The following is an 18,832-nucleotide window of genomic DNA, read 5'->3' on the forward strand; positions in this document are numbered from 1 at the left end:
GGGCGCGGATGTAAATAAGCAAGCCCGCGCTTGTTCTCAACGCAGCATCGCCGACGCGCAGCCGGCCCTACTGTGCAGCCATGATCTCGGTCACGGCGCGGGTATAGGCCTTCTGCGTGGAGCCGCCGACGTCACGCAACTGCTGCTGCTTGACCAGTTCGGCCGGCGTGGTGGTGAGGTTCGGGTACTTGGCCAGCAGGTCGGGCTTCAAGGTCGCCATCGCCGCCTGGTTGGGCACCTTGTAAAGGATGTTCTCGGCGACCCAGGCGTGGTTCGCCGGCTCCAGCATGTAGTTGATGAAGCGGTAGGCGGCGTCGGGGTTCTTCGAGCTTTTCAGCACGACCATGGTGTCCACCCAGAGGTCGGAACCTTCCTTGGGCACGACGAACTTGATCGACTCGTTGGCCTGGGTGCCGTAGTTGCACCAGCCGTCCCAGGCGTGGGCCATCAGCGCTTCGCCGGAGGCCAGCTTGGAGTAGAAGGTGGTGTCGTCGAAGGACAGCAGGCGCTTCTTGGTGGCGATCAGCTGGTCGCGCACCGCGTTGATCTGGTCCGGGTTGCCGTCGTTCACCGACCAGCCGTTGGCGAGGAAGCCCGCGCCCAACAGCCAGCGGTCGGTGGCGAGCATGGTGGTCTTGCCCTTGAGGGCGTCGGAGGGCTTGAGCAGGTCGCTCCAGCTCGAAGGCGCGGGGCTGACCTTGTCCGAGCGGTAACAGATGCCGGTGGTGCCCCAGGTGTAAGGCACGGAGAAGTGGTTGCCGACGTCGTACTCGAGCTTCTGCGCTTCGGGGTAGAGATTCTTCAGGTTCGGCACCTTGGCCGGATCGATCTCGGCGAGCAGGCCCTGCTTGTGCAGGATCTCGGCAAAGGGCGAGGAAACGAACACCACGTCATAGCCTTCGCCGCCGGAGGCCATGAGCTTGCCCATGATCTCTTCGTTGGTGGCGTGAAGGGATTTGTCGGCTTCGAGCCCGGTGGCCTTCTGGAACTTCTCCAGGTTGTCCGGGGCCATGTAGCCGTCCCAGATGGAGATCACCAGATCCTTGGCACTGGCCGTGGTGGCGGACAGCGTGAGCGCGAGGGTTGCCCCTGCGTAGAGCATGGTCTTCAGCTTCATCTTGCGCACCTGACGATTGGTTGTTGTTGTGTCGACGGCAGCGGAACGAAAAGCGTACTACATGTCTTTTTTTCAAAATAAAAACCGAACCACTGGCGAAGTCAACCATTTCTTGCATTCTTGTTGGACCACCGACGCTGTGGCATAAGGGGTCGCCCCGCGGCGACACGCCTGCCGGGGCCTGCTGGAGAGAAGCCGCTTGAGCAAGGACACCGAGAAAAGACCGCGCACCAACCACCTGGAACTGGCCCGGCGGATCATCGAGCACGCCCAGGACACCGGGCTGGGAGATGGCGACGGGCTGTCCGAGCAGCAACTGGCGCGCACCTTCGGCGTATCGCGCACGCTGATCCGCGCGGGGCTGGACCTGCTGCTGGAACAGCAACTGGTGGCCCACGAGCCGGGCAAGGGCTATCGCCTCGCCGCCGACCCTTCCGCCCAGGTACTCGGCCCCGCCCTGCCCCAGGCCGAGGAACAGGCGCTGGCCGCCTCGGTACTGCGCGACCGCATGGCCGGGCGGCTGGGCAACAGCCTCAGCGCCAGCGAGCTGATGCGCCGCTACGACATCGGCCGCGCTGCCGCGCAGAAGGTCCTCGCGCAGCTCAGCGAAGACCAGGTGCTGGAGCGCGGCGCCGGGCAGAGCTGGTCGTTCCGCCCGCTGCTGAACAACCTCGCGGCGCTGGAAGACAGCCTGCGCTACCGCCTGATCCTCGAGCCGGAAGCGCTGCTGGCGCCCGGCTTCGACCCTGACCTGGCGCGCCTCGCCCTGCTGCGCGGCGCCATGGAAGACTTACTCAGTGCGCCCATCGAGCGCTTCGACGTGGCGCAGTTCCGCGAGCTGGACATCGGCTTCCACGAACTGATCGCCCAGGGCTGCGGCAACCGCTTCGTCGGCGACGCCCTGCTGCAGCACCAGCGCCTGCGCCGCCTGCCCAACCTGCTGCCGATGGTCAGCGTGCACCGCCTGCAGGAAGCCCTGCGCGAGCACCTGCGGATCATCGAGCAGATCGAACGCGGCCAGCTGGAAGTCGCCGCCGACCTGATGCGCCTGCACCTGCGGCTGTCCTTCGCACAACGCCCGCAGACCGCCAACCGCGGGATTCCGCAGTCGTTCGCCATGGGCCGTCGCTGATTATTTTTCTCTCACGGTGTTTTTTTTTAACGAAAAAATGCAGTATCAGTTTCACGCAGTGCCCGTGAGCAACACCCGGATGTGCCCATGACGCAAAGAACAAGAACCATCGCCTTCTTCCCCGAGGCCAGCTTCGGCGCCGCGCTGAACTGCATCGGCATCGCCCAGGCCCTGCGCGAGCTCGGCGCCCGCCCGGTGTTCATCTGCCATGCGCACTTCCAGGGCATTTTCGCCGAGTACGGCTTCGCCGAGTACCCGCTGCAGCTGGACTCGCCCCTCTCCGCCGCCGACCACCAGCACTACTGGGAGCGCTTCATCGAGCGCAACGTGCCGTACTTCGACCAGCCGCCCCTGGCGCAGATCGACAGCTACGTGGCGCCGGCCTGGGAAGCCATCATCGACACCGCCATCGAGTCGGAAAAGCCGCTGCAGCAGTTGCTCGCCCGGCTCAAGCCCGACGCCATCGTGCTGGACAACGTGGTCAGCTTCCCGGCCATCGCCGCCGCCGGCTGCCCCTGGATACGCATGGTCTCCTGCGCGGAAACCGAGCTGCCCGACGCCGCCGTACCGCCCTACCTGTCCGGCGCCAGCAGCAGCGATGCTCAGGCCTGCTCGACTTACCGCGAGCACTACCTGCACGCGACCAGGCCGGCACACGAGCGCTTCGCCCGCTTCCTCGCCGAGTGCGGCCACCCCGCCCTGCCCGCCGGCCAGTTCCTCGAGGACTCGCCCTGGCTCAACCTGCTGCTGTCGCCAACGCCGGTGCGCTACGAGCGCGAGAAGCCGCTGCCGGCCGAGCGCTACCTGTACCTCGACGGCTGCGTGCGCAGCGAGGCGCCATACATCCCGCCGCAGTTCCCCCGGCATGACGACGCGCCGTTGATCTACGTGAGCTTCGGCAGCCTGGGCGCCGCCGACGTGGCGATGATGCGCCGGCTGATCGACGCCGTGGCGCAGCTGCCGTACCGCTTCCTGATCAACGTCGGCGCCTACCGCGAGCACTACGACACGGTGCCGGACAACGTCTACCTCGACAGCTGGTATCCGCAGCCGGCGGTGCTGCGCGAGTGCCAGCTGTTCATCCATCACGGCGGCAACAACAGCTTCTGCGAAGCGCTGTATTTCGGCCTGCCGTCGGTGATCATCCCCTATTGCTGGGACGGCCACGACAACGCCCGGCGCGCCGAGGAAGTCGGCGTGGCGCGCTACCTGCCGCGCTTCGAGGACCCGCTGGCGGCGCTTCCCGCCGCCCTTGCCGAACTGCTCGCGGACAAGGCCATGGCGCAACGCCTGAGCACCGTGCGCGAGCAGATGCAGGCCTCGCGCGGCACCGAAACGGCGGCGCGGGCGATCCTCCGCATCTGCGCCGACTGACAGCGGATTGGCTCTGTCGAAGTACTGGCGATTGGCACTCGGCGACGGACCATTCCCCCCTTAAGCTGGGCTCCAGCCACCCTGGAGCACGGCATGACCGCCTTCGATGACCAGCCGACCCTGCTCGGCCACACCCTGCAATTGCGCCCGCTGCGCGCCGATGATTTCGACTCGTTGTTCGCCGCTGCCAATGCGCCGGAAACCTGGGCCGGCCACCCGGCCACCGAGCGCTATCGCCGCGAAGTCTTCGAGCCCTACTTCCAGTTCCTGGTACAGGCCGGCGGCTGCCTGCTGATCCTCGACCGACAGACAGGCGCGGCCATCGGCTGCTCGCGCTACTACCCGGTACCGGACCAGCCGGCCGACATCGGCATCGGCTTCACCTTCATCAACCACCGCTACTGGGGCGGCGCGACCAACCGCGAGCTGAAGACGCTGATGCTCGGCCATGCCTTCCAGCATTTCGAGCGCGTGTGGTTCCACATCGCGCCGAGCAATATCCGCTCGCAGAAAGGCACGGCCAAGCTGGGCGCGAGGCTGGCCTATCAGGCGGACCTGGACCTCTCCGGCACGCCCGCATCCTGGCTCTGCTATGAGTTGCCGCGCCAGCGCTGGGGCAGCGCCTAGACCCGCCCCGACTCCTGCGACAGCCAGCGCTTGCGCCAGGCCAGCGGCGTGCAGTCCTGCCAGCGGCGGAAGGCGCGGATCAGGCTGCTGGTGCTGCTGAAGCCGATTCGCTCGGCGATCTGCTCCATCGACCACTGCGGATCGCGTAGCAGTTGCAGCGCCTGCGCCTCCCGCGTCTGGTCGAGCAGCTGGGCAAAGCTCAGGCCGTGCTGCTGCAAGGCCGTCTCGAGCTGCCCACGGGCAATATCCAGATGCCCCGCCAGTTCCTCCAGTGAACTCGGCCCGGTGAGCAATTCCGCCAGGCGCGCGCGCAGGGCGCTGAGCGGCAGCGGCATGCCGTGCTGGGCCAGGTACTGCAGAATGGGGCGTTCCACCTGGGCAAGCAGGCGCGGGTTGGCCCCCGGCAGAGGCAAATCCCAGGAAGCATTGTGGAACACAAAGGCGCTCAGCGGCTGATCGAAGCTGACCCGCACATTCAGCGCGTCCCACTCCTGCCGGTCCGCCGGGCTCGTCCGGGCCAGCTCGATGCCGCGCATGAATGTGGCAGCCGGCTTTCCCGTCAGGCGTTCGAACATGCGTACGTGGAAATGCCAGTAGAAGTCGCGGGCAATGTCCGTGGGCGTGTAACCACCATTGAGGTGGAACTCCATCCGCCAGTCACTCCGCTCGTCCTGTCTCAACAGCGGCTGGCCTACGGTGCTGGCCAGGTTGACCAGCTGCACATGGCGCTGCACAGCCTCGCCGAGCGTGGTGCAGGCGTATAGCGCCAGGTCCATCCCGTAGAGGTTGGCGGACTGGTGGTAACGTGCCGCGCGGATGCCGAAGTTCGCGTCGCCAGTGACTTCTGCGCAGAGCAACCACAGAGGGCTGAGCGAGGTGATGGGCAGGCGTGCGTCGACCTCCTGCATGATGCCCGGATCGATCCCTGCGCGCCTGAGCACCGGGATGGGATCGATCCCGTAGTGCTGGCCCAGGGTGGTCGCCATGCAGCGCACGACAGTAGCCTGTGTGCTGGGCGGCAGTGAGACAGGGGAAGTGCGCTTCATGATCGGCTGACGGACGGTGGCTCTGAAACGAGCATGGCCGCGGCGCGCAGCGCATTCAACCTCCCCTGCAAAAAAAGCCCCGGTGGGGGCCGGGGCACAAAGGAGCAGTCGCACGATGAATCAGGACTCCCGCTGCACCAGCGGCGGTTGCCAGTCACGCTGGAGGACCTCCGGCTTCGGCCAGTAGAGGCGCAGGAACAGGCTGAACTCGCTGTCCGGCGCAGGCAGCCAGTTGTTGCGCAACTCCGGGCGCTCGGGCGCTTCGTGCTGGATGTACAGGTCCAGCGAGCCGTCGGCGTTGTAGTGCAGATCGTCACGGTCGCCGACGGCGTAGCGGTTCAGCGGGTTGTCGGCGAGCAGCAGCTGGGGGTTGTACAGCGTGAGCGACCAGAAACCCTTCACCGGTGGCAGCTGTGCCTTGTCGAAGTGGATCACGTAGCGATGCCGTCCGCTGAGCAGCTGGCCATCCTTGTCGGCACGGGTATTGGGATAGATCGCGTCGTCCGCCGTGTTGGCACCCAGGCCCATTTTCGCCACCAGCGCTCGCTGGGCATAACGGTCCGCGTATGCCCCCATGTCGTAGCTGACCCTCCAGCCGTTGACCGTGGGCAGCTTGTCGCGCAGCTCCTCGGAATGCGCCATCAGGTCGGTGACCTTGCGGTAGCCGATGCGGCTGCCCAGGCGCTGCCAGGCAGATTGATGGGGCTGGCAGTCCGCGCTGACCAGGCCAGCGTTTCTGATGCGGCGCATCTGCTCGTCGTCGAGACCGCTGGGCGGGTTGTCCGCGAGCAACTGGCAGAACGCCGAGAAGAATTCATCCTGGGTCCAGCCCTGCAACTGCTGGTCCGGCGGCAGGTCGTCGCTCAGCTTCGGCAACCTGGCCATGGCCGGGTCCCGCTGTGAAGCCGTCTGTCCCTGCTCGAGCGGACGCAGGTCGAACTGGCGTTGCAGGGCGTTGATTTCGGCGTAGTCGCTCGGGCCGTGGCTCTTGAAGCGGCCGATGATCCAGGCCATCTGCGTGGGCACCCGGATGAGCTGCATGCCCTCCGGCAGAGTGCCCTGCCAGTGCGGGCCGGCGATCAGGAAGCGACCGGCCTTGCTGCCCTGGGTACGGGGGCCGGGGCTGGCCACCACGTTGGTCCAGGCATCCAGGATCGGCATCATGTAGTAGTACCCGTCCGTGTCGGGAACACTCAGCACCACCGGCCCCGATCGCAGGTCCAGGTGAGACAGCGAATAGAGCGTGTCGACGTTAGGCGCGACGACGCTGTTGAAACGGTAATCGGGGAAGCGCAGACGGTGATTGAGTTGGTTCACCGAAGTCTGGCCGCGACCAAGCTGGTATTGCTTGGTCAGCTCCATGATCACCAGCGGGTAGCCGAAGGCGTAGGCCTCGGCCGTGGCGCGGGCTTGTTGATAAAGGCTGTATCCGGCACCAGCGGCGGCCAACAGCACAGCACCGGTCAGCCCCAGGCCGATTCGGGTTCGCTTGGAGAATGGCATCTGTGATCGATCCTCAGAGGTAGGGTTCGCAGGGGCCGTGCCTCACGGCCCCTGCCCGCGCTTACTTGCCCAGTCGCTTGAGTTCGGCCGGGGTGAACTCGGCCTCCTTCACTTCCTTGCCGAACTCGGCGCGGTGATCGATCGCGTTGGTCAGGTAGTTCACCGCATAGATCCCGGAGATCAGGTCATAGGTGGCTTCGGCCGCGGTCATCGGCAGCTGCAGGTCGTGGTACATGGTCAGGAACGACTCGTAGTTGCGCCACAGCTCGCCACGGTTGTCGTAGATGTCGCTGGCCATGACCTGCCAGGTGTCTTCGTCGATGTAGAAGCGACGCTTGCCGTAGACATGCCGGGCTCCCGGCTTGAGGGTGGCCTCGATGACCCACACTCGGTGTTTCTCGTAGCGGTTGACGTCCGGGTTGATGTAGCCCGGCTTGAGCATCTGGTCGTAGCCGACCTGCTTGCTGGCGAGGCCGAAGGCGTTGTAGCCCACCAGCATTTCGCGCTTGCCGATCAGCTTCCAGTCGTAGCGATCGGGCGCACCATTGAAGCCATCGACGCTGTCGGAAACCACCTGGCCGAAGCTGTACCGCGCGCTGTTGTCGTAGGCCACAGTCGGCGCGCGACGCACGCGGCGCTGGCCGGGGTTGTACTGCCAGGCTGCACGCGGGGTGCTGACCTGGTTGATCGGCTCCTGTACCAGCGTCACTTCGCCGGCATAACGTGATGGGCTGTTGGTCTGCACACGGGTGTAGAACAGCAGGTTCGCTTCCGGTTCGAGGTCACTGATTTTCTCGCGGAAGCCCACCAGTTGCCGGTAGGTGACCAGCGTGTAGTCGCCCTTGGCCTGCACAGTGGCCGAGGAGAAGTCACGCGCGATCGAGCCACCGCGGTAGCGGGTGATGTGGTTCCACAGCACTTCCAGCGCCTCGGTGGGTTCCGGGAAGGGAACGCCGAAGTGATAGTTGGTCAGGCCGTTGCCGTTGTCTGCCAGGCCTGTCTGGGTGAGGTTCTTGCGCGATTCGTCCAGGTACGCCTGGGGAATGACCGCGCTGCGGTGACTGGGGAAGACACGCATGCGGTAGTCGGGGTAGCGGACGAACATGGCCTGCTGGCCGGGGCTGAGCAGGTCCTTGTACTGCGCCAGATTGGCCTTGCTGACCACATACAGCGGCTGCTCGCTGGCAAACGGGTCGCTGTAGTCGCCATTACCGGCAATGGCGGCGGCGCCGGCCTTCATGCCGCCAGTCCAGGCAGGAATGCTGCCGTCGGCGTTCGCGGCGCGTTCGGCGCCTACCGGAGTGAGCTTGCCGTCGAGCAATGCGGCGTCGGTCTGCTTGGCTTGCGCCAGGCCGCAAGCGGCTACGAGAGCGACCGCCAGGGAAAGTTTGCAAAGAAGTGGGCGCATGGCTAGAAGCTCGCTTTCAGGGTGACAGAGGCGAAGTCACGGTCATCGACAGTGGAGAACTCGTTGGAGCCGAAGAAGCTGTTGTAGGCCAGCTCCAGCGAGTAGTTGTTGCGGTAGTCGAAGGTCAGGGCGAGTCCTGCCGCCTGCTGGCCTTCCTGGAAGTTCGGGCCGTAGCCCTGCACGTCGTGGCGCCAGTTGATCGAGGGTGTAACCACCGTCGCCGGCAGCAGGTCCTCGTAGTTCAGCGCCAGGCGCAGGCGATAGCCCCAGGAGAAGTGACTCATCAGCCCGTCGGTGTTGCAGTTGTCGGCGTTGTAGTCAGCCAGCTGCGCGGCCGTCACACCACCGGGAATGCCGGCTGCGGAGGCAGCACTGCACTGCACGCCATTGGTGGGCGGAGTGCGGCCGAACGAGCCGGCTCGGCCCAGTCGATCATCACCGATGCCCTGGATCAGGTTGGCCCCCGCCTCTCCTGCCCAGGCCAGGCGAGTAGCGCCCAGGACATTGTTCACCGTGTCGGTGGCGCCAAGGCTGAACTGCCAGACTGGCAAGCGCACGTAGCCCTGCACTTCATCGCCCCTGGCGGCGCCGAGCTCGGCGGCGGTCATCGGCAGGATCGGCGTATTGGCCTGCCCGGAGAGCAGTGCCACCAGGTCCGCGGGGTTGTAGCCCAGCGGCATGTTCGGCCGGTAGCTGAGTTCGCCGAACAGCGCGGTGGTGCCCGCTACGCCGCTCATGCTCAAGCCGAACATATGGATGTCTTCGGGGTAGACGGTGAAGTAGTCACCGGTATTGAGGTTGGTGCGAGAGGCCGATACTGGCCCTTTGCGGGCGATCACCCCGTTAATCAGCGGCGTACGGCTGTGGTAGTTGGCGTAGTAGACACCCAGGTCCGCGTCGTTGAGCGCTTCGATCACGTAGTGCATGGCCAGGCCGTACTGGCCGGTATCGCTGGGATAGTCGGTGCTGGTGCGCTGCAGGTAACGCCCCTGGGCCAGCGCCTGGCCGGTGGTGCCGGTGCCGCCGGAGACCATGTAATCGACCTGGCAACCTTCGGCGATGTTGTCGTTGCTGCTGAAGAAGGTGCCGCAGCCATCCAGCACCGTCGGGCGGAAGTTGTACTGCCAGAAGCCCTCGAGGCTGAGCGAGTCCGCGAGGTCGTAGTTGAAGCTGACCATCTCCACCGGCAGCTGGCCTTCCTTGAGCTCGACGCCGGGGCGGTTGAAAGCCGATGCATCCAGCGGGTTGATGGCGTTGATGCCGTTCTGCAGGAACAGCGCTTCACCCCAGCTGAGTACCTGCTTGCCGACCTTCACACCCAGCTTGCGATCGGCAACCTGGAAGTCCTTCCAGACGTAGGCGTCGAGGTTCTCGAAGCCCTTGAATCTGGCCAGGTCCTGCCAGCCGGAATCGTCGAAACGCTGGAAGTCGCCATTGCCCTCCTCCATCGCCTGGTCGTACCAGTACTTGAAGCGCAGGAACACGCCCTGGTTGCCGTCCTGCACATCCAGGTCGGTCAGGCCCTTGAACAGCGTGGAGATTGTCTCGTTGCGGCGGTAGTTGAGCTTGCCGTCGTCGCCGTTGTAGTTGATGCCGCTGCCCTCGCGGCCGATGCTGCGCGCATCGGCCGCGGTCAGCAGGTGCTTGTCGGGAGCGTCCAGAGCCCAGCTGGTGCCGAGGCTGAGCGTGGTATTGGAGGTGGCGCTCCAGTCGTCGTTGAGCTGCCAGGTGACGCCGTGGGCGCCTGGGCTGATGGCGGCGCCGATGCACAGCGCCAGCAGGCTGGGGCGTGCGATTCCCCGGGCATGCAGAAGGTGATTCATGCTGAGACGTACCTGTAGTTGTTGTAGTTGGCAGGTCGAGGGACTCGGGGGAGTTGCCGGCGACAGAGGCGCCCACTAAATTCCAGTCCCGGGTGCGGAGTGACCGCAGCCCGTGGGCAAGATGGGAGCAGCGCGGTGTCGGCAGATAGTCAGGAAGGGACAAATAGTTTTCCCGAGCACCGACATAGGGGGGCCTTATGCGGCTCCATCATCCTGTCGTGGGTACAGGGGCTGGAGGACCAGGGCGTGGACCTGGCGTATTTCTTCCCGGCGTGGGGTGTCGATCCTGCGGCCTTGCGCGCGGGCAATCTGCGCCTGCCACTGTTTCTCGCGCGGCGCTTCTGGGAAGTGGCGCTGGAGCAGAGCGCGGACCCGGCCATCGGCCTGGAGCTGGCCCGGCAACTGGACCCGGTGCAGATGCAGGGTCTGGCCTATCTGATGCAGCTGATGCCGGATCGCTATTCGGCGTTGCAGCAGATGCTGCACTTCTGGCCACTGGTCGCCGCACATTTCGAGCAGCGGCTCGAACAGCATGGCGACTGCCTGCGGCTGACTCTTCGGCCCGTCAACGATTATCAGCTGGCCCTTCCTGAAGTGGACTACTGGATGGTTCGCCAACTGCGCCACCTGCGCAGCGCTCCCGGTGCATTGCCGGCATTGCGCGAAGTGCGCCTGCGGCGCCCGGAGCCGTCCGATCCGCGGCCCTGGTTGCAGGTCATCCGGGCACCGGTGGTGTTCTCCTCCTGCCGGGACGAAATGCTCCTTGACCTCGCCGCCCTGCAGGAACCACGCGATGGGGGCAGCCCGGCCATCCATGAAGCGCTGAAGCTGTCATTGCGCGAGTACGCCGCGCAGACCGAAACCGGCTCGGAGCTTGAGCGCGTGTGCGCCGAGGTCCTGCACAGGCTGGCGGACAATCCGGGGCTGGATGAAGTAGCGACTCGTCTGCACATGACGCCGCGCACTCTGCACCGCGCATTGCAGCGCGATGGCTGGTCCTACGGCCGCATTGTCGAGGAGCACCGACGCCTGCTGGCGGTGGACCTGCTGCAAGCCACCGCCAGCACCATCGCCGAGATCGCCGACCGGCTCGGCTTCGATGAACAGTCCAGCTTCATCCGCGCCTTCCGCCGCTGGTATGGCGCCACGCCCGGCGCGTACCGGATGCAGAGGCAATGAGGCGATCGCCGCGCGAGCGGCGGCAATCCCCGGCCCCAATACCCCTCAGCGGGTCCAGAGCGGGTCAGTGGTGAAGGCGATGGTCAGCCAGCGATTGGGGCCTTCGCCGCCGATGGCCTCGCCGATCTCGTCGCGCAGCCTGTCCCATTCGGCGAGCGTCTGCGCCGGCCAGTCCGGCGGAACGATGAAATACAGCTCGATCTGCTGCGCTCGCCCGACCTTGGCGACGTAGGCCTGGTACGCCAGGAAGCCATGCTGCGAGACGACAGCCGCGGCCACCTCGTCGACGTGCTCCTTGAGCTCCGGCGGGGTGACCAGGAGGATGTCCTTGAAGGCCTGGCGGATGGTCAGGAAGGGAATCGGCAGAATCACCAGGCAGATCAGCGCCAGCACCGCCGGGTCGACATAAGGGCCGATGTGCGCGTAGCCGCTCACGGTGGCCACATCACCGACCAGGAAGGCGATCAGCAAGGCCAGGGAAATGCTGCCGGACATCACCCAGGACTTCGCGTCGAGGGCGACGAAGTCCGAGCCGATGCGTTTGTTGGCGCGGAACTGCACCGCCGCCAGGGCGAAACAGACCAGCGTGGCAACTGCCGCGTAGAGGATGGCGAAACCGAACTCCAGCGCATGGCCGCCCGTCAGCAACCGGCCGATGGCGTTGATCAGCGCGTACAGCGTGACGCCTGACAGCAGCGTGCCGTTGAGCGCCAGCACCATGGGTTCCAGGTGCCAGAATCCCATGTTGAACCGCTCGGCCAGACGCCGGCTGGCGTCGCCCTCGGTGGTATGGCGGCGGATCAGGGTTGCCACCATCAGCGCCAGGCCGCTCATGCTGGCATCGGCCAGGGAGTACACGCCGTCGAAGACGATGGAGAAGGATCCCGAAAGCAGGCCGACGATGATCCCGAAACCGGCCAGCAGGACGGTAACGATGATGGAAAGCCGCAGGATGCCCTGTTCTGTTTTCATGACTGGCGTGCTCCTCGCGCCTTGAGTGGTTGCGTAGCCGGATGCAGGCCCGATGGGAGCTGGCGGCTTCGCTGGGGGGCGCGACTATATGCCAGCGCCCGCACCAAGGCTATTGGCGCCTGGGCAAAGTCGCTATGCGCGATCGCAAGGCAAGTGCTCTGCGGAAATGGGCCTCGGCGATCAGTGAGGCCCAGGCCGGCTGCCCAATGGACAGGTTGCCGGTGTCTTCGTAAGCTGCACGCAACCAGCCGCTCACCCGGTTTGCCGACAGGCCAGCGCTGGTGGGGATTGCTCAAGGAACTGCAGCGACACCCGGCACGAACGCCCGGCACGGTCCGTTCGTTTCACGCGCTTATCGCCACACACAAGGAAGCGTCATGCGGAGCGTCAATCTCGCGGTCATGTTTGCGGTTTCCGTCATCAGCGCACTGTCAGGTGCGTTCAATCTGCTGAACGGGGTCAAGCACTACCCCAACAGCCTGCCCTTGACGATGTTGCTCGTGGGCCTTTCGCTGATCTCGTTCGCCTACGCACTCCTGCTATTGAAGCCCGCCGAGAAGGGCAGCACAGGGCAATGGCTGATTCTTCTGCTTTATGCGGTCAGCGCCGTTTCCGGGACCGTCGCATGCGGCATCCTCGGTACACTCCCCTACATCATGCAAAGCATGGATTTGAGCCTCACCCCGGCGTTGAACCACCTTTCGCTCCCCTTCCTGGCTTGCGCCTTCCTTGCCGTGGTCCCCTACGTCCTGGCATTTGTCTATCTGCGCCGGCAGAGCGCAGCCCTTCGCCTGAAAGCGGGACAGTAGTCAGCAGCGCTGCCTCTTCCGAGCAAGCTCAGGCCTTGCGCAGCGGCACCTCTTGCAGCAACCACGACAGCGCGAAGGCCACCGCGCTGACCAGGCACGCCAGCAGGAACACCCAGTGCATCGACCCGCGCCCAGCAAGGCCATGTAGAGATTCATCTGCACCCGGCGACGGTTTGAGGATCAGCCACTCGGCCCTCCGGAAGGCTTTGCGCCGAGCCTCTGTCGGCTGCGAATTCACCCTTAACCGACGAAAACAGCGACGAATTGTGCTGATACAGGTGATCCCGAGAGCTGTATGGAATAACCTTGCACCACGCAATCAACCTCGAAGCTGTGAATTGAACGATGGGTTTTGAACAACTAGCTGGGCTACGTGACCGCCTGCGGGCTGAAAAAGAGCAGGCCAAGGCCGCTAACGAGAAGCGCCGCAAGCCGAAGACCACACCGCAGGAGAAACCTCGCGAGCAGGATCCTGCGCTGGAAGCGATCTGGCGCTTGCAGCGGCATTTCCCGTTGGCTTTCCCGGTGAATCCGGCGCCCAAGGTTCCGCTCAAGGAGGGGATTCTCAAGGATGCCGAGCAACACCTGGCGCAACTGGGGATTACCAGCGAGCAGCTCAAACTGGGCGTCGCGGCCTGGTGCAAGGGAACCCGATACTGGGCCAGCATGGTGGAGAACGCGCCGCGTCTGGACTTGAACGGCCAGCCCGTCGGCACCGTGACCGCCGCCCAGGCCCTGCATGCGAAGCAGCAGGCTGCCCGTCATCGCAGCCAGGAACGTCGGAATCGCGAGAAGTTGAAGAACCGCACTCCGGTCGCTGCCGATTCCGCTGCTGAGACCAACGCAGCTCAGACCCCCGACTGAGCTCGCTCGCGCACCGAATCGTATCGGCCATCACCCGGATGGGGGATTGGCCGATACGGCAGTCCGCTTCAGGTCGGAAGCTGCCTCTGCTCACACAGGGTTCAGCGTGTTGCGTTCACGGGTTGCACCCACACCTGGCAGAAGCCATTTGCCCCGCTGTCTCCGATGGTACCAGCGCAGTGAAGCGCCAGCCGTCACGCAACAACCTGCTCCCGGCGATCAGTAGCCGGTAGCTGCCTTCTCGATGGAACGTGCCACCGCCTCGGGGTGCGAGACCATGACCACATGGGAAGCCCCGCTGACCACCACGACGTCCTTCGCCTTGGCACGCTGCGCCATGAAAGCCAAGGCCTGCGGCGGAATGTTGCGGTCCTTGTCGCCGTACACGAACCACGAGGGGATCGCCGTCCAGGCAGCTGCACCGGCCTTCTCGTTCAGCGCGGCCTCGGTGACCGGCCGCTGCGCCGCCGCCATCAGCGCGGCTTCGCCGGCGGGAACATCGGCGGCGAACTGGTCGTGGAACTTGTCCTGCTGGATGTACAGGTCGTTGCCGCCATCGGCCAGCGCCACCGGGGCGGCCAGGGTCGGGCCGAGGGTGCTGCCGGGGAACTTGCCGGCCAGTTCGGCAGCGCTCTCCCCTTTCTGCGGGGCGAACGCGGCGACGTAGACCAGCGCCTTGACGTTGTCCCGGTCGCTGGCCGCCGCGCTGATCACGTTGCCGCCGTAGGAATGCCCCACCAGCACCACCGGGCCCTTGACGCTGCCGACTATGTTGCCGATGTAGGCGCCGTCGCTGGCCACGCCGCGCAGCGGATTGGCGGCGGCGATCACGCTGTAGCCGTCCTTTTCCAGGATGCGGGTCACGCCGTTCCAGCTGGACGCGTCGGCAAAGGCGCCGTGTACCAGCACCACGGTCGGTTTCACCGTGGCCGCAAAGGCGCTGCCGGCCAGCAGGCCGCTGGCGAGCGCCAGGGCGGTGAGGGTCGTCTTCATGGTGGATCTCCTTGCTGAGGATGTGAGGAATAAAAAGCCCCGCACGGCGGCTCGGGGGAATCTCGGACCGTGCGGGGAACGCTCATGCCGAGCGGGGAAAATCGCTGGACTGGCTAAGCTCGCGCCACAGGCGCAGCTCAGCCAGGCGTGCCTTGTCGGCGTTCTCGATGGCCTGCAGCGCATCGCTGCCCAGGGCCAGGCGCAACGGCGGACGATCCATCCAGGCCACCGCGAGGATCGCCTGCGCGGCGCGTTGCGGATCACCCGGTTGCTGACCGTCGTAGGCGCGCTGCCGGCGCGCCACCGCACCGACCACGGCGTCGTACTCGAGGCGCCCTTCCGAGAGCGTCGTCGAAGCACCGGCGAAGTCGGTGCGCAGGCCGCCGGGCTCGATGATCGTCACCCGCACGCCGACCAGCGCCATCTCGCGCGCCAGCACTTCGGAGAAGCCCTCCACGCCCCACTTCGCCGCCGAATAGGGCGCACGCCCTGGCGCGCCGATGCGCCCGCCCACCGACGACAGCTGGATGATGTGGCCGCTGCGCTGCCGGCGCAGAACCGGGATGGCCGCCTTGGTGACGATGATGGTGCCGAACAGGTTGGTCTCGATCTCCCGGCGGAACTCCTCCAGCGAGGTGTCTTCCACCGAGTTGACGTTGCCGAAGCCGGCGTTGTTGACCAGCACGTCGAGCCCGCCGAATTCCTCGACCATCTGCCCCACGGCGTCCTGTGCGGCGGCCGGGTCGGTGACGTCCAGCGGCGCCAGGCGCAGCGTCTGCGGGTAGATCCGGGCGAGGTCCGCCAGGACATCCGGATCGCGGGCGGTGGCCAGCAGGCGGTGCCCGGCCTGCAGCACGGCCTCGGCCAACGCGCGGCCCAGGCCGCGGGAGCAACCGGTGATCAGCCATCGTTGGTTCATGGGAACCTCCACTTCTCTCAAGGTATAGCGCTCAAGGTGCAGTGCTCAGGAGCAGCTATCAGGGTGCGTAGCGGGTGAAGACCAGGTCGTGGTCCTTCACCCGCGCCTGGTGGCAGGCCAGGCAGGTCTGGTGCTGCGCTTCATCGGCGGGCTTGCCGTCGATGAAGCGGGCGAAGCCCCAGCCGCCGGTAGCCGCGTACTTCTTCGAGTCCTTGACCATGAACTGCACGGTGGTGGCCGCGCCGGGGATCGACGCCGGCTCGAACTCCGGCGACTGCACGTGCTTCCAGGCGAGCTTGGCCAGCACGCTGCCGTCAGGGAACGGCAAGGTGCCGGCGCGGTAGGCCTTCATGGCGATGTCGTTACCCAGCACGGCGCGCAGTTCGTTCAGCGGCGCCGCCTCCTGGGCGGGCGCCACCAGCTGCCAATTGCGGTAGCCCTCGGGCATGCGCACGCCGTAGATCGGCGAGGCGTCACCGTCGGCCCTGGCGCCTGTCGCCACCAGCAGGGCGAAGCCGGTCAGGGCGATACGGCGCAGCGTGTTTCCAGTGATGTTCATGGCGGCTCTCCGGCTCACAGATGATCGGCGTCGACCACCGCCTTGACGAAGGCGTCCGGCGCCTCCTGCGGCAGGTTGTGGCCGATGCCGCCGGTGATCAGGCGGTACTCGTACTTGCCGCTGAAGCGTTTGGCGTAGGCCTCGGCCGGCGGGTGCGGCGCGCCGTTGGCGTCGCCTTCGAGGGTGATGGTCGGCACCTTGATGCTCGGGAAGGCTGCGAGTTTCTTCTCCAGCTCCGCGTAGCGCGGTTCGCCTTCGGCAAGGTTCAGGCGCCAGCGATAGTTGTGGATGGAGATCGCGCCGTGGTCGGGGTTGTCCAGGGCCTGGGCGCTGCGTTCGAAGGTGGCGTCGTCGAACTTCCACTGCGGCGAAGCCAGTTGCCAGATCAGCCTGGCGAACTCGTGGCGGTACTTGTCGTAGCCGGCCTTGCCGCGCTCGGTGGAGAAGTAGAACTGGTACCACCACTGCAGCTCGGCGGCTGGCGGCAGCGGCGCCTTGCCCGCCTCCTGGCTGCCGATCAGGTAACCGCTGACCGACACCAACGCCTTCACCCGCTCCGGCCAGAGCGCCGCGACGATGTCCGCCGAGCGCGCGCCCCAGTCGTAACCGGCCAGTACGGCGCTCTTGATCTTCAGTGCATCCATGAAGTCGATGACGTCCACCGCCAGCGCGGCCGGCTCGCCATTGCGCCGGGTCGAGGCGGAGAGGAAGCGCGTTTCGCCGTAGCCGCGGGCATAGGGAACCAGCACGTGATAGCCCTTGGCGGCCAGTTGCGGCGCCACCTCGGTGTAGCTGTGGATGTCGTACGGCCAGCCGTGCAGCAGGATCACCACCGGTCCATCGGCCGGGCCGGCTTCGGCGTAGGCGACGTTGAGCAGGCCGGCGTCGACGTGCTTGAGCGTGCCGAACGCCGGGTCGGTCGATGGCGCGGTAGCGGCCTGCGCCACCGAGCAGGAGGTGAATTGCGCCAGGGCGATGGCCAGCGCCGAGGCGCCGAGGTGCGGATGCTTGAACAGGGTCATCAGGGTTCTCCAGGGCAGGCGTTCGGCCTGCCCGATGGTTGCCGGCATTCGGCGGGTTCAGTGGCTGGTGAGGCCAGCTCGCAGCGGGCGGAACGCTTCGCGCAGTTCCTCGCTGAACAGCTGAGGTTGCTCCCAGGCGGCGAAGTGGCCGCCCTTGTCCACCGCGTGGAAGTAATCCAGCGAGGGATAGGCGCGCTGCGCCCAGCTTTTCGGCGCCCGGTAGATCTCGCCGGGGAATACGGTGATGGCCACCGGCACCTTGATCTGCGAGGTCTTCTGCGCGGCGGCGCTGAAGTTGTTGTTGTTGTTCTCCCAGTAGAAGCGCGAGGAGGAAGCGCCGGTGTTGGTCAACCAGTAGAGCGAGATGTCGTCGAGCATCTCGTCGCGGCTCAGCACGCGCTCGGGCTCGCCACCGCTGTCGGTCCAGGCGGCGAATTTCTCGTACATCCACGCGGCCATGCCGGCGGGCGAATCGGCCAGGGAATAGCCGATGGTCTGCGGGCGGGTCACCATCATCGCGCCGTAGGCGGCATTGCGGCCGAAGAAGGTACTCAGCGCGTCGAAGGCGCGGCGCTCGTCGGCGCCCAGCCCGGCTGGAGCCGGAGCGCCGCTGTTGATCGGCCCGACCAGTTCCGGCGGCACCGTCGCCGGCATGTTCAGGTGGATGCCCAGCAGGCCGGGTGGGGCCAGGCGGCCGAGGGCATCGGAGATCACCGAGCCATGGTCGCCACCCTGGGACACATAGTGGCTGTAGCCCAGGCGCTTCATCAGCACGTCCCAGGCGCGGGCCACCCGGTCCGGGCCCCAGCCGGTGGCGGTCGGCCTGCCGGAAAAGCCATGGCCGGGGATCGCCGGGATCACCACGTCGAAGGCGTCTTCCGCGCGCCCGCCATAAGCCACCGGGTCGGTCAGCGGACCGATGGTCTTGAGGAACTCCAACGGCGAGCCGGGCCAGCCGTGGGTAAGGATCAGCGGCATGGCATGCGGCTCTTTCGAACGCACGTGGATGAACTGGATGTCCACGCCATCGATACGGGTGATGAACTGCGGCAGCGCGTTGAGCCGGGCTTCGGCGCGGCGCCAGTCATAGTCCTTGCCCCAGTAGTCCACCAGCGCTCGGACTTTCTCCAGCTGGATGCCCTGCGAGGCATCGTTGACCGTCTCGCGGTCCGGCCAGCGCGTCGCGGCGATGCGCCGGCGCAGATCGTCCAGTTGTTCCTGCGGCACCTGGATGCGGAACGGCCGCACGCTGTCATCGGCGGTGGCGGCGCTGCTGGCGGTCGCGGCAAAGGTCTGTTGGAGCAGGTGATGCTGGCCGTCACCGAGCAGGAACAGGCCCACGGCGGAGGCCATGAGCGTGCGGCTGAAGCGGCGGCGAAGGTGAGGCGATAACAAGGCGGCAGGCATGGTCGATCTCCCTGAGTCACTGGCCGACGGATCGGCGACCTGCAGCGATCTCAACAAAGCCCGGGAGGTGCCGCGATT

At 66.0% G+C, this 18,832-nt stretch carries 17 protein-coding genes; 6 read left to right on the forward strand and 11 right to left on the reverse strand.

The features are described from left to right. Positions 1 to 67 precede the first annotated feature (67 nt). Positions 68 to 1,117, reverse strand: coding sequence for a spermidine/putrescine ABC transporter substrate-binding protein (locus IB255_RS20015; protein ID WP_017519222.1), 1,050 nt, complete (start codon positions 1,115 to 1,117; stop codon positions 68 to 70). Between the two features lie 199 nt (positions 1,118 to 1,316). Here IB255_RS20015 and IB255_RS20020 point away from each other — a divergent pair, with 199 nt between their 5' ends. From IB255_RS20020 to IB255_RS20030, 3 genes are all read left to right on the forward strand, one after another. Further along, on the forward strand, positions 1,317 to 2,249 hold the full coding sequence (locus tag IB255_RS20020; RefSeq protein WP_081518267.1) for a GntR family transcriptional regulator: 933 nt from the start codon (positions 1,317 to 1,319) through the stop codon (positions 2,247 to 2,249). Positions 2,250 to 2,336: 87 nt separating this feature from the next. Then, entirely contained in the window at positions 2,337 to 3,623 is a 1,287-nt protein-coding gene (locus IB255_RS20025; protein ID WP_081518268.1) for a glycosyltransferase, read from the forward strand. A gap of 93 nt (positions 3,624 to 3,716) precedes the next feature. Continuing rightward, positions 3,717 to 4,250 (forward strand): GNAT family N-acetyltransferase, encoded by a 534-nt coding sequence (locus IB255_RS20030; RefSeq protein ID WP_192210759.1) that lies wholly within the window; start codon positions 3,717 to 3,719, stop codon positions 4,248 to 4,250. Here the strand turns inward: IB255_RS20030 and IB255_RS20035 are convergent. From IB255_RS20035 to IB255_RS20050, 4 genes are all read right to left on the reverse strand, one after another. Then, positions 4,247 to 5,236 carry an AraC family transcriptional regulator gene (locus IB255_RS20035; RefSeq protein ID WP_177429488.1) on the reverse strand — a complete coding sequence of 330 codons (990 nt, stop codon included), beginning with the start codon at positions 5,234 to 5,236 and terminating at the stop codon, positions 4,247 to 4,249. The two genes, IB255_RS20030 and IB255_RS20035, sit on opposite strands and share 4 nt — an antisense overlap. Positions 5,237 to 5,416: 180 nt before the next feature. Continuing rightward, positions 5,417 to 6,799: a DUF1254 domain-containing protein gene (locus tag IB255_RS20040; protein ID WP_192210760.1), complete on the reverse strand. Its 1,383-nt coding sequence runs from the start codon at positions 6,797 to 6,799 to the stop codon at positions 5,417 to 5,419. 61 nt (positions 6,800 to 6,860) lie between these two features. Beyond that, positions 6,861 to 8,207: a DUF1329 domain-containing protein gene (locus IB255_RS20045; RefSeq protein ID WP_081518272.1), complete on the reverse strand. Its 1,347-nt coding sequence runs from the start codon at positions 8,205 to 8,207 to the stop codon at positions 6,861 to 6,863. A gap of 2 nt (positions 8,208 to 8,209) precedes the next feature. Beyond that, positions 8,210 to 10,030, reverse strand: a complete 1,821-nt coding sequence (locus IB255_RS20050) for a DUF1302 domain-containing protein (RefSeq protein WP_192210761.1) — start codon at positions 10,028 to 10,030, stop codon at positions 8,210 to 8,212. Positions 10,031 to 10,165: 135 nt separating this feature from the next. Between IB255_RS20050 and IB255_RS20055 the strand changes: the two genes are divergently transcribed. Beyond that, positions 10,166 to 11,209 (forward strand): helix-turn-helix transcriptional regulator, encoded by a 1,044-nt coding sequence (locus tag IB255_RS20055; RefSeq protein ID WP_192210762.1) that lies wholly within the window; start codon positions 10,166 to 10,168, stop codon positions 11,207 to 11,209. A 45-nt stretch (positions 11,210 to 11,254) separates the two neighbouring features. Here the strand turns inward: IB255_RS20055 and IB255_RS20060 are convergent, their stop codons facing one another. Next, positions 11,255 to 12,181, reverse strand: coding sequence for a cation diffusion facilitator family transporter (locus IB255_RS20060; RefSeq protein ID WP_081518274.1), 927 nt, complete (start codon positions 12,179 to 12,181; stop codon positions 11,255 to 11,257). A gap of 377 nt (positions 12,182 to 12,558) precedes the next feature. Here IB255_RS20060 and IB255_RS20065 point away from each other — a divergent pair, with 377 nt between their 5' ends. Then, positions 12,559 to 12,990 carry a hypothetical protein gene (locus IB255_RS20065; protein WP_081518275.1) on the forward strand — a complete coding sequence of 144 codons (432 nt, stop codon included), beginning with the start codon at positions 12,559 to 12,561 and terminating at the stop codon, positions 12,988 to 12,990. 345 nt (positions 12,991 to 13,335) lie between these two features. Then, on the forward strand, positions 13,336 to 13,854 hold the full coding sequence (locus tag IB255_RS20070) for a ProQ/FinO family protein (protein WP_081518277.1): 519 nt from the start codon (positions 13,336 to 13,338) through the stop codon (positions 13,852 to 13,854). A 219-nt stretch (positions 13,855 to 14,073) separates the two neighbouring features. Here the strand turns inward: IB255_RS20070 and IB255_RS20075 are convergent, their stop codons facing one another. From IB255_RS20075 to IB255_RS20095, 5 genes are all read right to left on the reverse strand, one after another. Further along, the gene (locus IB255_RS20075) at positions 14,074 to 14,847 is read right to left on the reverse strand and encodes an alpha/beta fold hydrolase (RefSeq protein ID WP_192210763.1); all 774 of its coding nucleotides are present in this window, start codon (positions 14,845 to 14,847) and stop codon (positions 14,074 to 14,076) included. Positions 14,848 to 14,929: 82 nt separating this feature from the next. Then, entirely contained in the window at positions 14,930 to 15,766 is an 837-nt protein-coding gene (locus tag IB255_RS20080) for an oxidoreductase (protein ID WP_192210764.1), read from the reverse strand. A 58-nt stretch (positions 15,767 to 15,824) separates the two neighbouring features. Next, entirely contained in the window at positions 15,825 to 16,325 is a 501-nt protein-coding gene (locus IB255_RS20085; RefSeq protein WP_081518280.1) for a cytochrome P460 family protein, read from the reverse strand. A 14-nt stretch (positions 16,326 to 16,339) separates the two neighbouring features. After that, the gene (locus IB255_RS20090; protein WP_081518699.1) at positions 16,340 to 17,347 is read right to left on the reverse strand and encodes an alpha/beta fold hydrolase; all 1,008 of its coding nucleotides are present in this window, start codon (positions 17,345 to 17,347) and stop codon (positions 16,340 to 16,342) included. A gap of 57 nt (positions 17,348 to 17,404) precedes the next feature. Continuing rightward, positions 17,405 to 18,754, reverse strand: a complete 1,350-nt coding sequence (locus tag IB255_RS20095) for an epoxide hydrolase family protein (protein WP_225594933.1) — start codon at positions 18,752 to 18,754, stop codon at positions 17,405 to 17,407. Positions 18,755 to 18,832: the final 78 nt, after the last annotated feature.

This window comes from Pseudomonas sp. PDM22 (assembly GCF_014851965.1).
Classification (GTDB): domain Bacteria; phylum Pseudomonadota; class Gammaproteobacteria; order Pseudomonadales; family Pseudomonadaceae; genus Pseudomonas.